This is a genomic window from Streptomyces sp. NPDC015345, assembly GCF_043078805.1.
GTDB lineage: Bacteria > Actinomycetota > Actinomycetes > Streptomycetales > Streptomycetaceae > Streptomyces.
Window position 1 is genome coordinate 307,211 of the sequence record NZ_JBIBTX010000003.1, and the last position, 13,013, is coordinate 320,223.

The following is a 13,013-nucleotide window of genomic DNA, read 5'->3' on the forward strand; positions in this document are numbered from 1 at the left end:
CCACAGGCCGCCAGGCCAGAGACTCCGCGACACCGGCGGGGCAACTACTCGGAAACCACCTGCCAGAGCCCTTCCGCCCCAGGCCCCAAGGCCAGAGGCTCCGCGACACCGGCGGGAAAGCTACGCGGAAAGCTCCTGCCGAAGCGCCTCGCGCAGGCGCCCAGCCCGCTCGGAGACCTCCGCGGGTCCGAGGTCGACCGCTCGCGACGCCCACCGCTGGCCCTGCGCCAGCTGCCCGCGCCGGGCGTAGAGGAGGGCGAGCCGCAGGGCCGCCCTGCCGTGTCCCGCGTCGGCGGCCCGCGTCCACCAGAGCGCGGCTTCGGGCTCACTCCCCTCGCGGGCGAGCAGCAGCCCGAGGTTGAACGCGCCGTTGCGGCTGCCGGCCTCGGCGGCCTTGCGGTACCACCGCGCGGCCTCGACGACGTCGCCCCGCCCGGCGGCCAGCATGCCCACGCGGACCTGGGCCCGGCGGTGCCCCTGCTCGGCCGCGCGCTCGTACCACTCCTCGCACTCGGTCTTCTCCGCCGCGGGCTCACCGAGGGCGGGCGGCGCCGCCGCGGGGCGCCGCGCGTCGAGCAGCGTCCCGAGACGGTACGCCGCTTCCGCGCTGCCGCCCCCGGCCGCGCACCGCAGATGCCGCTCGGCCTCCTGCTCGTCGCCCTCGCGCAGCCGCGCGGTGCCGACCTGGAGGGCCGCGTCGGTGTGCCCGTCGGCCGCCGCGCGCTCGTACCAGCGCAGGGCGGAGGCCTCGTCGCCCCTGCTCGCGTAGAGGATGCCGAGGTTGAACGCCGCGTCGACGCTGCCCGCCTCGGCGGCCTTGGAGAACCACGGCTCGGCCCCGGCCGCGTCCCCGCCCTGGAGCAGCAGCACGGCGAGCGCGTTGGCTGCCTCGCGGTGCCCGGCGTACGCGGCGCGGCGGTACCACTGGTCGGCCTGCGCGGTGCGGCCCTGCTCGGCGCAGAGCAGCCCGAGGTTGTACGCGCCGTTCACATCGCCCGCGTCCATGGCGGCGCGGTACCACCGCTCGGCGGTCTGCGTCTCCCCGCGCTCGGCGTGCAGCGCGCCCAGCGCGTTCGCGGCGTTGCCGTCGCCGTCCTGAGCGGCCTTGAGCCACCACACGGCGGCGCTCTCCTCGTCCCCCGCGTCCCGCAGCAGGAACCCGAGGGCGCAGGCCGCCCGGGGCTCACCGTCCTTGGCGGAGTTGAGGTACCAGCGCCCGGCCTCCTTCAGCTCGCCGCGGTGCTCCAGGATCGCGCCGAGGTGCAGCGCGGCCCGCCGGTGCCCGCGCGCGGCGGCCTGGCGGTACCACTGCTCGGCCTCGCCGGCGGGGGTGCGCACATCCTTCCCCGCGGCGCGCGCGGCACGGCGGACCGGCAGGGGCTCGCCGCACTCCGCGGGCTCACCGCGCTCCGCGGCCGCCCGGCGGTCGAGCGCACGGGCCAGGCGGTACGCGGCCTCGCGGTGGCCGCGCTCGGCGGCGACCCGCATCCAGCGCTCGGCGCCGACGTCACCGCGGTGCTCCAGGAGGTCGGCGAGCGCGTACGCCCCGAGGGTGTGGCCCTGCTCGGCGGACTGGCGCAGCCAGTACTCGGCGGCGGGCTCGTCGCCGCGCTCGCGGTGGTGGCGGCCGAGCGCGTGCGCGGCCGCGGCGGAACCGGCGACGGCGGCGACCCGCCACCAGCCGGCCGCCTCGTCCGCGTATCCGCGCTGGTGAAGGAGGACGCCGAGGTTGTTGGCGGCGGCGCGGTCGCCCTCGGCGGTCGCCGCGCGCAGCAGGGATTCGGCCCCGTCGAGGTCACCGCGGCGCAGCAGAAGGCTTCCCAGGACGCTCATCGCGTCGACATCCCCGGCCTCGGCGGCCAGCCGATGGCGCATCTCTTCGGCGGCCGTCCCGGGATCTTCCTCCCGGTCGACCGCCTGCACAAACCGCCCTGTATCCAACAGAGTTGCCTTGTCCCCCATAACGTCCATCGTCGCACCACCTGCAACCTGGGTATACCTGATATACCGCAGCCAGTGAGGTCACTTCAGCGTTTTGTCGACATGCCCACAGAGAGATAAGTGAAACACAGATCCCCCAACTCTCCCCCGTCACCGCGCCGTTCACATGACTTGGCATAGGACACCCGCACAAGACGGCATCGGCCCACGGCACACGACGAAGGCCCGGATCCATAAGGATCCGGGCCTTCACCTTGCAGTAGCGGGGACAGGATTTGAACCTGCGACCTCTGGGTTATGAGCCCAGCGAGCTACCGAGCTGCTCCACCCCGCGCCGTTGTGTTCAAACCGTACCACGGCGCGGGGTGCCCCTCTGACCAGCTCCTCAGCCGCCGCTGCCCGCTTCCTGATCGCCGCCCTTGTCGGCGCCGTCGTCAGCGTTCTTGTCAGCGGCCTTGTCGGTCTTACCGCCGTCGGCGTTCTTGTCGGCAGCCTTGTCGGCGTTCTTGTCGGCGCTCTTCTCCGCCGCCTTGGCCGACGCCTCCTCGGCCCGCTCCAGTGCTTCCTGGAGGCGGTCCTGAGCCTCGCCGTACTTCTTCCAGTCGCCTTCCTTCATGGCCTTCTCGCCGTCCTCGAACGCCTTCTGGGCGTCATCGAGGGCGGCCTGGACCGTCGGGTCGTTCGTCCTGGGCGGCTTGGTCGGCTCGTCCGTGTCCGCATCCCCGTCCTGGTCCTGGGCCGGCGGCTTCGTGCCGCCCGCCGCGCCGAAGACCTGATCGAGGCCCTCGCCCAGGGAGTCCGCGAAGACGGTCTCCGTGCCGTACGACACGGCCACCTTCTTCAGCAGCGGATACGCCGACTTGCGGCCCTGTACGTAGACGGGCTCGACGTAGAGGAAGCCGTCGTCCAGTGGCACGGTCAGCAGATTGCCGTAGAGGACGTCGGAATCGGCGCCCTTCATGTCCCGGACGAAGGTGCCGACCTCCTTCATGGAGTTCAGCTTGTTCTGCACCTGTTCAGGGCCGTCGACGTCGCCGGTCACTCTCAGCAGCTTCATCTGGCCGTAGTTCTTGCTTCTGGCGTCGGCGTCGACCGTCATGAAGGCCCGCAGATTGGGCCGCTCACTCGGGGTGAACGTCGTCGTCAGCGCGAACTGCTGCTGGTCCTGGCCCGGCGCCTTCAAGGACAGGTAGTACGGCGGGACCGCGCTGTCGTCCTTCTTCGTCGGGTCGTTCGGCACCTGCCAGGCGTCACTCGCGTTGTAGAACTGGCCGGGATCCGTGACGTGGTACAGCGTCAGGAGCTCGCGCTGCACCTTGAACATGTCCTGCGGGTAGCGCAGGTGGTCGTTGAGTGCCGCCGGGATCTCGCTCTTGTCCTTGACGGTGCCCGGGAACGCCTTCTTCCAGGTCTTCAGGACCGGGTCCTTCTCGTCCCAGGTGTAGAGCTTGACGTCGCCGGTGTACGCGTCGACGGTCGCCTTCACCGAGTTCCGGATGTAGTTGACCTGGTTCTGCTGGGCGATCACCGTGCGCTGGCTGTCCGCCTGCGACAAGGAGTCCGCCGTGGTGTCACCGAGCGTGGTGCGCGAGGCGTACGGATAGCCGTTGGTGGTGGTGTAGGCGTCGACCACCCACTGGATGCGTCCGTCGACCACCGTCGGGTAGATGTCGCCGTCGATCGTCAGCCAGGGGGCCACCGCCTCGACGCGCTCCTTGGGGGTGCGGTTGTAGAGGATCCGCGAGCCCTCGCCGATCGCGCCGGAGTACAGGATCTGCGGCTCTCCGAAGGACACCGCGTACGCGGCGCGGTTGATCGGATTGGAGAGGTTGACCCCGCTGTCGCCCTTGTAGCTGTAGGTCTTCTGACCGCCGCCGTCCTCCTCGTAGTCGAGCTCCTTCTGGGGCCCGCCCACGATCGAGTACTGCGTCGTCTTCTCGCCGTAGTAGATCCGCTGCTCGTACTCGCCGAGGTTCCCCTTGGTCGGCAGACCGGACTCGGTGAACGCCGGGGCGCCCTTGGAACCCTGCTTGGTCTCCGTGCCCTTGGCGGCGACGACGCCATAGCCGTGGGTGTACGCGAAGTGGTCGTTGATCCAGTTCCGCTTGTCGAGCTTGTTCACGTTCAGCTCGCGCAGACCGACGATGGTGTCCTGGCCGTTGTAGCGGTCCACGTCCAGTGTCGTCGGGAACTGGTAGTAACTGCGCTCCTGCTCCAGCTGCTGGAACGTCGGCGAGACGATGTTCGGGTCGTTCAGCCGGTAGTTGGCCGCCGTGTCGGCGTCCTCGCGCTTCTTCTGGCGGTCCTCGTCGACCTTGCCCGCGCCCCGGTAGTCCTCGGGCTTCACACCGCTGATGCCGTAGGCGTCGCGGGTGGCCTCGATGTTCTTCTCGATGTAGGGCGCTTCCTTGGCCTGCTCGTTCGGCTGGACCTGGAACTTCTGGACGATCGCGGGGTAGAGCCCGCCGATGAGGATCGCCGAGAGGACCATCAGGCCGAAGCCGATGACCGGCAGCTGCCAGGTGCGCCGCCACAGCGTCGCGAAGAAGAGCAGGGCACAGATGACGGCGATGCAGAAGAGGATCGTCTTCGCCGGCAGGTAGGCGTTGGCGTCGACGTACCGCAGACCGGTCCAGTTGCCCGTCGCCTTGAAGTCACTGGACTTCACCGCGAGGCCGTACCGGTCGAGCCAGTACGCGATTGCCTTGAGCGAGACGAAGACGCCGAGCAGCACCGAGAGGTGGCCGGTCGCAGCCGCGGTCGCGCGCGCGCCGGGGCTGGTGATCCGCAGCCCGCCGTACAGGTAGTGCGTCAGGGCGGCGGCCACCAGGGAGAGCACCGCCGCCGCGAAGCCGAAGCCCAGCAGGAAGCGGTACCAGGGCAGGTCGAACGCGAAGAACGCCACGTCCATGTGGAACTGCGGGTCCTTCTGGCCGAAGGGCACGCCGTTGACCCACATGAGCCAGGTGCGCCACTGTCCCGCCGCGGAGGCGCCCGCGATCAGTCCCACCAGCGCGGTGATCCCGATCAGCAGCCACTTCTTGTAGGGGGCGATGCCCATGCGGTACCGGTCGAGGCTCTGCTGCTCCATCGACATGGCACTGAGCGGCGGGCGCAGCCGGTGCGCCAGCCAGATGTTCACGCCGACCGCGGCCGCCATGAGGAGGCCGAAGACGAAGAACAGGCCGATCTTGGTCCACAGGGTCGTCTTGAAGACCGATGAGTAATTGACCGAGCGGTACCACAACCAGTCCGTCCAGAACCCGGAGAACATGACGAAGGCCATGGCCAGCACGGCCAACACGCCCAACGTCATGAGCAGGGTCCGGACGCGACGGGAGGGTCGGCCCACTCTGATCCGTGGCCCCGTCGGGCCTCCGCCGCGGTCCGGCATCTGGAAAGCCAAGGTGCGCACCTCGAAGTTCGCTGTCGATACGTCAGGCCCCCGAGATCGTGGAGCCACACCTATGCAACTTACTCACGCTTTACTCGGTTCCCGATTCTCGGGACTAACGAGGCAGGATTGTGACCATGTCCAACACTCCCATGGCAGCGAGCCCCCTCACCCGGGCCGTGCTCGAGATCGATGAGTACGTGTCCGGCCTGGGCTGGGACCGGCCCGCCCGCCTCTTCGCGCTCGTCGACACGGCGCGACTGCGCACCCAAGAACCCGGCCTCGCCTCCCAGCTCGGCCTTGACGACGGCGTGGAACACGCCGGTCTCACCCCCATCGAGCAGGAGGAGATCCCCGCGGACAAGCCGCTGGACGAGTTCCTCGGCACCATTGCCTGGCCGGACGCCGTGACGGGCTGCGCCCTCACGGTGGAGCGCCTGATGCTGCCGCCGTCCGCCGAGACGTCCGTACCCGAGGGCCTCAGCGAGGCCCAGCTGGCGCAGTGGGTGGCGAAGCACCCCGACCGCCAGGAGGTCCGCATGACGGTGGCGGTGCTCCGTGACGGCGCGCGAGAGTCGGCGCTGCGGCTGCGCGAGAAGGACTCGCCGACCGAGGTCCTCACGGGCTCCGACCTGGTGCCCGGCCTCGCGGACGCACTGGCGGCGACTTTCGCTTAGCCCCCGCTTCCGTACGTACGCGGGTGGGGCCGGCCTCCGGGGCTCCCCCGCCCGCGTACGGCTGCCTGGTCTCGTGGGCCGAGCCGCTACTTCGCGGCGCAGCTCGGCAGGGCGTCGGTGTCGCCCTTGCGGATCTTCTCCAGGGACTGCACCGCGTCGTCGATGGTGTCGACCTTGACCAGGGTGAGGCCGTCCGGGACGTCGCTCGCGGCCGCCGAGCAGTTGTCCTTCGGCGTCAGGAAGTACTCGGCGCCCTTCTCGCGCGCGCCGACGGTCTTCATCTCGATGCCGCCGATCGGGCCGACCTTGCCCTTCTCGTCGATGGTGCCGGTGCCGGCCACGAAATTGCCGCCGGTGAGGTCCTTCGGGGTCAGCTTGTCGACGATGCCGAGGGCGAACATCAGTCCGGCGCTGGGGCCGCCCACGTCGGCCAGCTTGATGTCGATCGTGAACGGGAAGGTGTGGTCGGTGCCCGCCTTGATCCCGACGATCGCCCGGTCGCCGTCCTCCGCCTTCTTCGTCGTGATCTTGATCTCCTCGGTCCTCGTCGGCTCCTTGCCCGACTTCTCGGCGGCGGCCGCTTCCTTGACCGGGACGATCGTGAACGTGACGCTGTCGCCGGGCTTGCGCTCGGTGACGAGTTCGGCGACGTCCGTCATCTCCTTGACGGGCTTCCCGTCGACCTTCTTGATGACGTCGCCCGCGTGCAGCTTGCCCTCGGCCGGGTCGCCCTTGATGACGGTGGAGACGATGACCTGGGACTCCACCGGAAGCTTGAGCTCCCTGAGCGCCGCCACCTTGGCGCTCTCCTGGGACTGACTGAACTCCTCGGCGTTCTCCTGCGTGGACTGCTGTTCGGTCTTGCCGTCCGGGTAGAGCGTGTCGTGCGGCACCACGATGTTGTCGTGGGCCAGCCAGCCGTAGACGGCCTCCGCGAGGTTCATGTTGTAGTCGGCGCTGGTCACCCTGACCGTCGTCATGTTGAGGTTGCCGGTCGTGGGATACGTCTTGTGGCCGGAGATCTGCAGCACCGGCTCGCCGTCGTGATCACCGAGGGTGTTCACCGTGGGGCCCGGGGACATCTCCGAGTAGGGCACTTTGATGAGCACTCCGGCGCAGAGCAGCGCGATCAGCATCAGGGTGGAGGCGAGCATCGTCGCAGTGCGGCGTGGCATGGAACGACAGTACGGGAAGGGCCTGTGGACGCACCTGTGGGGCCGGTCCGTACGGGGACATCACGTACCGGAGCGGGACTTCTCCATCGCCTCGCGGAAGGCGGCGTAGCCGTTCAGTTCCGTGTGATCGCCGGTCCTGCCGGACTTGCGGTTACGGGCGGCCCAGCCGCCCCACAGTCCCGCCCCGACGGCCGCCAGAAGCGGAATCAGCAACCAGGCAAGTGATGCCATGTCGAACTCCCGACCCCATGAGCGACCACAACTGACTGATCAGCAGATTAATCAGCCACATGGTCAACGCTCACGGCAGGGGTCGAGTTACGCAACTGGAGCCGCACGGGTCACCACCGGGCACGACGCCGGTCCTGCCCCCTCGGCCGCTGTCAACAGGCGCCGACCCACTCCTCCTTGCCGTCGGAGAACCGCTGGTGCTTCCAGATCGGCACTTCGTGCTTGAGGTCGTCGATCAGCTTGCGGCAGGCGGCGAAGGCCTCGCCACGGTGCGGGCAGGAGACCGCCACGACCACCGCGAGGTCGCCGACCACGAGATCACCCACGCGGTGCACGGCGGCCAGGGCGCGCACCGGGAACTCGGCGACGACCTTCTCGGCCACACGGCGCATCTCGGCCTCGGCCGTGGGGTGCGTCGAATAGCCCAGCTCGTCGACGTCCGCGCCACCGTCGTGATTGCGCACGGTCCCCACGAAGAGCGCCGTGCCGCCCGCCGCGTCGTCGCCGACGGCACGGAAGACCTCGTCCAGGGAGAGCGGGGTGTCGCGGATCGCGAGGAGGCGGATCGGGTCCTGTGCGCCCCGCTCGCCGGGGTGGTCCATCGTGGTGCTAGCCATGCGGCCATGGTGCCGCACGGCAAGCCCCACACGGAATAGGACGTCCCTACAGCGGTCCTACCACCGAACAGGCATTCCACACGGCGCCACCTCGCTGGGCGCCCACAGCAGGGCGGCACCCCCAAGGCGCCCGGAACCGCTCAGATCCGCCGCCGCGCCTTCCGCGCCCTGCGCACCACAGCCGCCGCCCCGAGCAAAGCCACCGTCGCCCCCGCGGCCCCCGCAGCCGTCGCATCCTTGCGTCCAAGCCGCCGCCCGGCCACGGTCCGCCGCCCGGACACCTCTTCGAGCAGCTCCGCGAGGACCTCCTCGTTGGTCCACTGCGGCCGCCACCCGGCATCGTGCAAGCGGCTGACGCTGACCACCCAGGGGTACATCGTGTAGGCGAGGTCACCGGCCGGGGACGGCGTGAGCCCGATGCGGTGCAGCCGGGCCGCCGCACCGAGCGCCACGGTCGAGGGCAGCTCCATCCGGCGGATCCCGCTGAGCTCCTCGACCTCCTCCTGCTCCAGCCAGCCGTCGCAGCCGACGGCGAGCTCTCCGTCGACCTTCTCCAGGACGGCGTACTCCAGGGCACTGCACAGATCCTCGACGTGACAGAACTGCCAGGCCGGCCGGGAGCCCGCCACGACGAGCAGGCGAGGCGACTCGAAGTAGCGCGTCAGGGCCGTGTCGGTACCGCCCACCAGGGTCGCGGGCCGCACGACGGTGACGTTGAGCCCGGGGTGCGCGCGGGGCGCCCGGCGGGCGAGCCGCTCGACCTCCAGAAGGTCACCGACCCCCGTTGCCTCCGCGGTCGCCCGCAACTCGGCGTCTTCGGAGAGGGGCAGTTCGTTCTCGGGCAGCGCTCCGTAGACCATCGCCGAGGTGCACAGGACGACGCGGTGGACGCCTGCGGCGGCGGCAGCGGTCAGGACGGTCTGGGTGCCGCGTACGTTGTACGCGGTGCGGGCCGCGCCATCGGTCTCCAGGTCGAGATCGAGCGCCAGGTGCACGACGACGTCCGCGCCCCGCAGCTTCTCGGCGATCGCCGGGTCCCGCACGTCCAGGATGTGCCACTGGACCTGCGAGCACTCGCCTCGGCGCTCGTCGATGGCGATGACCTGCTTGATCTCCTCCGAGGCGGCAAGGCGCTCGGTCAGCAGCGCACCCACGCCGGAGGCGGCGCCGGTGACGGCTACTACGGGCCCACGGGCGGGCGCCGGGGTTGACGGGTTTCGCGCTGCGCGAACCTGTGGATCTGGGGAACTCACCGGGCGTCTCCAGCGGTTGTCTTCAGTACGTACGCGAATGACGCGTACGTACCAGGTGGCATCCATCCTGCCGCAGGCCATCAGTCGGCGAAGCACCGAGGCCCGAACCCGTCACGGTGTCTACGCTGGGTGGTGTTGTAGGGCAGCCGCCGCCGGAACGATACCGGCGGCCTGACGAGCCGAGGAATCCCGTGAGTGACACCCCATTCGGATTCGGCCTTCCGCCGGAGGAGCCGGAAGACGGCGACGAGGGCAAGAAGAAGGAATCCCCCGGACAGGGCCAGGGCGGGGGCCAGGGTGCCGGCGGCCCCGGAAACCCGTTCGGTTTCGGGTTCCCCGGCGCGGGCGGCCCGGGCGGCGGGGACAACCCGTTCGCCGCCATGTTCGGCTCCATGAACCCGAACGACCTGGGGGCCGCCTTCCAGCAGCTCGGCCAGATGCTCTCGTACGAGGGCGGTCCGGTGAACTGGGACATGGCCAAGGACATCGCCCGCCAGACCGTCGCCCAGGGCACGGCGGACGGCACCAAGGACGCCAGTGTCGGCCCCGCTGAGCGCTCCGCCGTCGAGGAGGCCGTGCGCCTGGCCGACCTGTGGCTTGACGACGCGACGTCACTGCCGTCCGGGTCCGGCACGGCCGTGGCGTGGAGCCGCGCCGAGTGGGTCGAGGCGACCCTGCCGGTGTGGAAGGAGCTCGTCGACCCGGTGGCCGAGCGGGTGGGCCTCGCCATGGGCGACGTCCTGCCCGAGGAGATGCAGGCCATGGCCGGCCCGCTGATCGGCATGATGCGCTCCATGGGCGGCGCCATGTTCGGTCAGCAGATCGGGCAGGCCGTCGGCGTGCTCGCCGGTGAGGTCGTCGGCTCCACCGACATCGGTCTGCCGCTCGGCCCCTCCGGGAAGGCCGCGCTGCTCCCGGTGAACATCGAGACGTTCGGCAAGGACCTCGGCGTCGACAAGGACGAGGTGCGGCTCTATCTGGCGCTGCGCGAGGCCGCCCACCAGCGGCTCTTCTCGCACGTCCCGTGGCTGCGCTCGCACCTGTTCGGCGCCGTCGAGGGGTACGCCCGCGGGATCAAGGTCGACACGGCCAAGCTGGAGGACGTCGTCGGCCAGCTCGACCCGCAGAACCCCGAGCAGTTGCAGGAGGCCCTCCAGCAGGGCATGTTCCAGCCGGAGGACAGCCCGGCCCAGAAGGCCGCCCTGGCGCGCCTGGAGACCGCTCTGGCGCTCGTCGAGGGCTGGGTGGACGCCGTGGTGCACGCCGCGGCCAAGCCCCGCCTGTCGTCCGCCGACGCCCTCCGGGAGACGTTGCGCCGCCGCCGTGCCTCGGGCGGCCCCGCGGAGCAGACTTTCGCCACGCTGATCGGCCTTGAGCTGCGCCCGCGCCGCCTGCGGGACGCCTCGCGCCTGTGGGCCTCGCTCACGGACGCGCGCGGTGTCGACGGCCGCGACGGCCTGTGGGAGCACCCGGACATGCTGCCGACGGCGTCCGACCTGGACGACCCGGACGGCTTCGTCCACCGCGAGCAGATGGACTTCTCCGAGCTGGACAAGATGCTCGGCGAGGCGGCGGGCGGCGGCTCCTCCGCGCCGAAGCCGGACCTCACGAAGGACGAGGGCGACGACGAGTCCCCCGAGGACGGCGGTAAGTGAGCCTTCACGACGACGCCGTACTCGTTCTCAAGGAGTACGAGGGGCGGGCCGACCAGGCCGAACTGCGCCAGACGTATCTGGACCACCTGTCCACGTACGGCGAGGACGGCATGTGGAAGGCCTGCACCGCGGGCCATGTGACGGCGAGCGCCCTGGTGGTCGACCCGTCGCGCGGGCGGGTCCTGCTCACCCTGCACAAGAAGCTGCGGATGTGGCTTCAGATGGGTGGCCACTGCGAGCCTGCGGACACGTCGCTCGCCGTGGCCGCGTTGCGCGAGGCCACAGAGGAGTCCGGTGTGCCGGGCCTGACGCTGCTCCCGGGCGGCCCCGTCCGCCTGGACCAGCACCCGATTCCGGGGCCGTGCACGCAGCATCTGGACGTGCAGTACGCGGCGATGGCCCCGGCCGACGCCGTGGAGGCGATCAGCGACGAGTCCCTGGACCTGCGCTGGTTCGCGTACGACGAGGTGGCGGGCGTGGCCGATGAGTCGGTCGTACGCCTGGTGGAGGCGACGAGGGCGCGTCTCTGAGAAGGCGCCCCGAAGGGGCGCGGGGAACTGCGCGACCAGCCACAGCCGGCCCGCAGTTCCCCGCGTTCTGAAGTCCTCCGGAGCGCTCAGCTCCAGACGTTGCCCTGGTTCTGCCCACGGGCACCCTGCTGTCCCACGCCGAACTGCGCCCCGGCGCCCCGCCCTATGACCGCGTTCTGCGGCGGCAGCAGCTCGCTCGGCTGGACGAGCGCGTAGCCCTGACCCATGAAGCTGAGCTCCCAGCCCTCACCGGTATTGCCTCGGCGCCGCCAGACGCCCGAGGAGTGGGTCTGGGCCTGCATCTGCACACGCAGGCCGTTGGACCAGGCGACGATGGCGTCCGCGTCCGCGTTGACGTACCGGTCGGGCGTGACCTGGAGCATCAGCGGCTGACCGGACGTCATCAGGGCGACCTTGCCCCGCCCGGAGATGTTGAGCTGGTACTTGCCCGAGCCGGAGATGCCGTACTGGCTGTCCACGGCGATGACCTGGTGGGTCAGCGACGAGTCCATCGCGAGGACATAGCTGCTGTCCACGGTCAGACCGTCCTGGTCGACGTCCACGACGTGGACGTACTGGGCGAGGTTCGCCAAGTAGACGGTGCCCTGGCCGTGGCAGCGCATCAGGTCCAGGCCCTCACCGGTCTGCGCGCGGGCGCGCTGGTTGCCCTGGCTCTGGTACTCGGCGTCGAACTCGATCAGCCCCTGGTAGGCGACCATGGCGCCCTTGCGGGCCAGGACGTCGTCGTGCCCCTCAAGGGCGACCCGCAGCAGCTGCGGGTTCTGGACGGAGTAACGCTCCTGGGTCTGCTGTTCTGCGTGCGCGAAAAGTGGGCTCTGCATGGTGTGTTGCTCCCCCTCAGCCCCGTGCTCGGAGACGGTCGGTGCTGTCCTCACTGGGCTGTACGACGACGATGCCCTCTCCGGAGAAGCCCATCTGGTAGGCCTCGCCGCTGCCGCGCCCGATGAGAGAGCCGGCCTTGAAACTGCGCTTGCCCTTCACCTTGAGGTTCGGGGACCAGGCGATCAGAGCGTCCGGGTCGACGTACGTCTCGTCCTCGCCGCGACCGCAGTCGACGACGATGGGAGTGCCGCGGGAGGTCAGGGCGACCCACCCCTGGCCGGAGATCGTGATGTTCCACAGGCCCTGGCCGGCGAACTTGGCCATGCCCTTGACCCGCTCGACGCCCCACTGGAGGGACGTGTCGAAGGCGAGCAGGTTGGTGCCGTTCACCGAGAGGGACTCACCCGCCAGGTTGATGACGACGACATCTGCTCCGTAGTCGGCGAGGTAGAGCAGGCCGTCTCCGGAGCACTTCATCAACGGCGCGCCCTCGCCGGTCATCCACTCGCGCGCGACCTGGCGGACGGCGGGCGGGTTCGGCTCGTACTGCACGAACCCTTCGTAGGCGACCATCGAGCCCACGCGCGCGAGAAGGTCGTTGCCGGTCTGCATGGCGACCTTGACCATGTGGTGGCCGTGGTTCTCCATGCGGGCGGCGACGGGTGCGGGAGCGAAGCCCGCGAGCTGCTGATTCATG

Annotated in this window: 11 protein-coding genes and 1 tRNA gene; 3 read left to right on the forward strand and 9 right to left on the reverse strand. The window is 70.1% G+C overall.

All coding sequences use genetic code 11. From position 1 onward, the window contains the following. Positions 1 to 120: 120 nt before the first annotated feature. The 3 genes from ACF062_RS13690 to ACF062_RS13700 form a co-directional block, all read right to left on the reverse strand. The gene (locus tag ACF062_RS13690) at positions 121 to 1,971 is read right to left on the reverse strand and encodes a sel1 repeat family protein (protein WP_392137929.1); all 1,851 of its coding nucleotides are present in this window, start codon (positions 1,969 to 1,971) and stop codon (positions 121 to 123) included. 230 nt (positions 1,972 to 2,201) lie between these two features. Continuing rightward, positions 2,202 to 2,275 (reverse strand) — tRNA-Met (locus ACF062_RS13695). Positions 2,276 to 2,326: 51 nt separating this feature from the next. Further along, positions 2,327 to 5,335 carry a UPF0182 family protein gene (locus ACF062_RS13700; protein ID WP_392138849.1) on the reverse strand — a complete coding sequence of 1,003 codons (3,009 nt, stop codon included), beginning with the start codon at positions 5,333 to 5,335 and terminating at the stop codon, positions 2,327 to 2,329. A gap of 137 nt (positions 5,336 to 5,472) precedes the next feature. Here ACF062_RS13700 and ACF062_RS13705 point away from each other — a divergent pair, with 137 nt between their 5' ends. Further along, complete coding sequence (locus tag ACF062_RS13705; RefSeq protein WP_030780960.1) at positions 5,473 to 6,012, forward strand: PPA1309 family protein; 540 nt, start codon at positions 5,473 to 5,475, stop codon at positions 6,010 to 6,012. A gap of 86 nt (positions 6,013 to 6,098) precedes the next feature. Here ACF062_RS13705 and ACF062_RS13710 read toward each other — a convergent pair whose 3' ends face one another. The 4 genes from ACF062_RS13710 to ACF062_RS13725 form a co-directional block, all read right to left on the reverse strand. Further along, a complete protein-coding gene (locus ACF062_RS13710; protein ID WP_392137931.1) occupies positions 6,099 to 7,187 on the reverse strand; it encodes a PDZ domain-containing protein in 1,089 nt (362 codons plus the stop codon). Positions 7,188 to 7,247: 60 nt separating this feature from the next. Then, entirely contained in the window at positions 7,248 to 7,418 is a 171-nt protein-coding gene (locus ACF062_RS13715) for a hypothetical protein (protein ID WP_223776654.1), read from the reverse strand. Between the two features lie 152 nt (positions 7,419 to 7,570). Continuing rightward, positions 7,571 to 8,035 carry a molybdenum cofactor biosynthesis protein MoaE gene (locus ACF062_RS13720; RefSeq protein ID WP_392137933.1) on the reverse strand — a complete coding sequence of 155 codons (465 nt, stop codon included), beginning with the start codon at positions 8,033 to 8,035 and terminating at the stop codon, positions 7,571 to 7,573. 140 nt (positions 8,036 to 8,175) lie between these two features. Beyond that, complete coding sequence (locus tag ACF062_RS13725; protein ID WP_223776652.1) at positions 8,176 to 9,288, reverse strand: SDR family oxidoreductase; 1,113 nt, start codon at positions 9,286 to 9,288, stop codon at positions 8,176 to 8,178. Positions 9,289 to 9,479: 191 nt separating this feature from the next. Here ACF062_RS13725 and ACF062_RS13730 point away from each other — a divergent pair, with 191 nt between their 5' ends. Together ACF062_RS13730 and ACF062_RS13735 are read left to right on the forward strand one after the other, a co-directional pair. Continuing rightward, a complete protein-coding gene (locus tag ACF062_RS13730; protein ID WP_392137935.1) occupies positions 9,480 to 10,943 on the forward strand; it encodes a zinc-dependent metalloprotease in 1,464 nt (487 codons plus the stop codon). Next, complete coding sequence (locus ACF062_RS13735) at positions 10,940 to 11,473, forward strand: NUDIX hydrolase (RefSeq protein ID WP_392137937.1); 534 nt, start codon at positions 10,940 to 10,942, stop codon at positions 11,471 to 11,473. Before ACF062_RS13730 ends, ACF062_RS13735 begins: the two co-directional genes overlap by 4 nt. A gap of 86 nt (positions 11,474 to 11,559) precedes the next feature. Here ACF062_RS13735 and ACF062_RS13740 read toward each other — a convergent pair whose 3' ends face one another. Both ACF062_RS13740 and ACF062_RS13745 read right to left on the reverse strand, forming a co-directional pair. Next, positions 11,560 to 12,315, reverse strand: coding sequence for an AIM24 family protein (locus tag ACF062_RS13740; protein ID WP_223776649.1), 756 nt, complete (start codon positions 12,313 to 12,315; stop codon positions 11,560 to 11,562). Positions 12,316 to 12,331: 16 nt separating this feature from the next. Beyond that, on the reverse strand, positions 12,332 to 13,012 hold the full coding sequence (locus ACF062_RS13745; protein ID WP_223779183.1) for an AIM24 family protein: 681 nt from the start codon (positions 13,010 to 13,012) through the stop codon (positions 12,332 to 12,334). Position 13,013: the final 1 nt, after the last annotated feature.

Coding starts and splice junctions, on each gene's coding strand:
- ACF062_RS13690 (WP_392137929.1), bottom strand. CDS start 1,971: ATGGACGTTATGGGGGACAAGGCAACTCTGTTGGATACAGGGCGGTTT.
- ACF062_RS13700 (WP_392138849.1), bottom strand. CDS start 5,335: ATGCCGGACCGCGGCGGAGGCCCGACGGGGCCACGGATCAGAGTGGGC.
- ACF062_RS13705 (WP_030780960.1), top strand. CDS start 5,473: ATGTCCAACACTCCCATGGCAGCGAGCCCCCTCACCCGGGCCGTGCTC.
- ACF062_RS13720 (WP_392137933.1), bottom strand. CDS start 8,035: ATGGCTAGCACCACGATGGACCACCCCGGCGAGCGGGGCGCACAGGAC.
- ACF062_RS13710 (WP_392137931.1), bottom strand. CDS start 7,187: ATGCCACGCCGCACTGCGACGATGCTCGCCTCCACCCTGATGCTGATC.
- ACF062_RS13740 (WP_223776649.1), bottom strand. CDS start 12,315: ATGCAGAGCCCACTTTTCGCGCACGCAGAACAGCAGACCCAGGAGCGT.
- ACF062_RS13715 (WP_223776654.1), bottom strand. CDS start 7,418: ATGGCATCACTTGCCTGGTTGCTGATTCCGCTTCTGGCGGCCGTCGGG.
- ACF062_RS13745 (WP_223779183.1), bottom strand. CDS start 13,012: ATGAATCAGCAGCTCGCGGGCTTCGCTCCCGCACCCGTCGCCGCCCGC.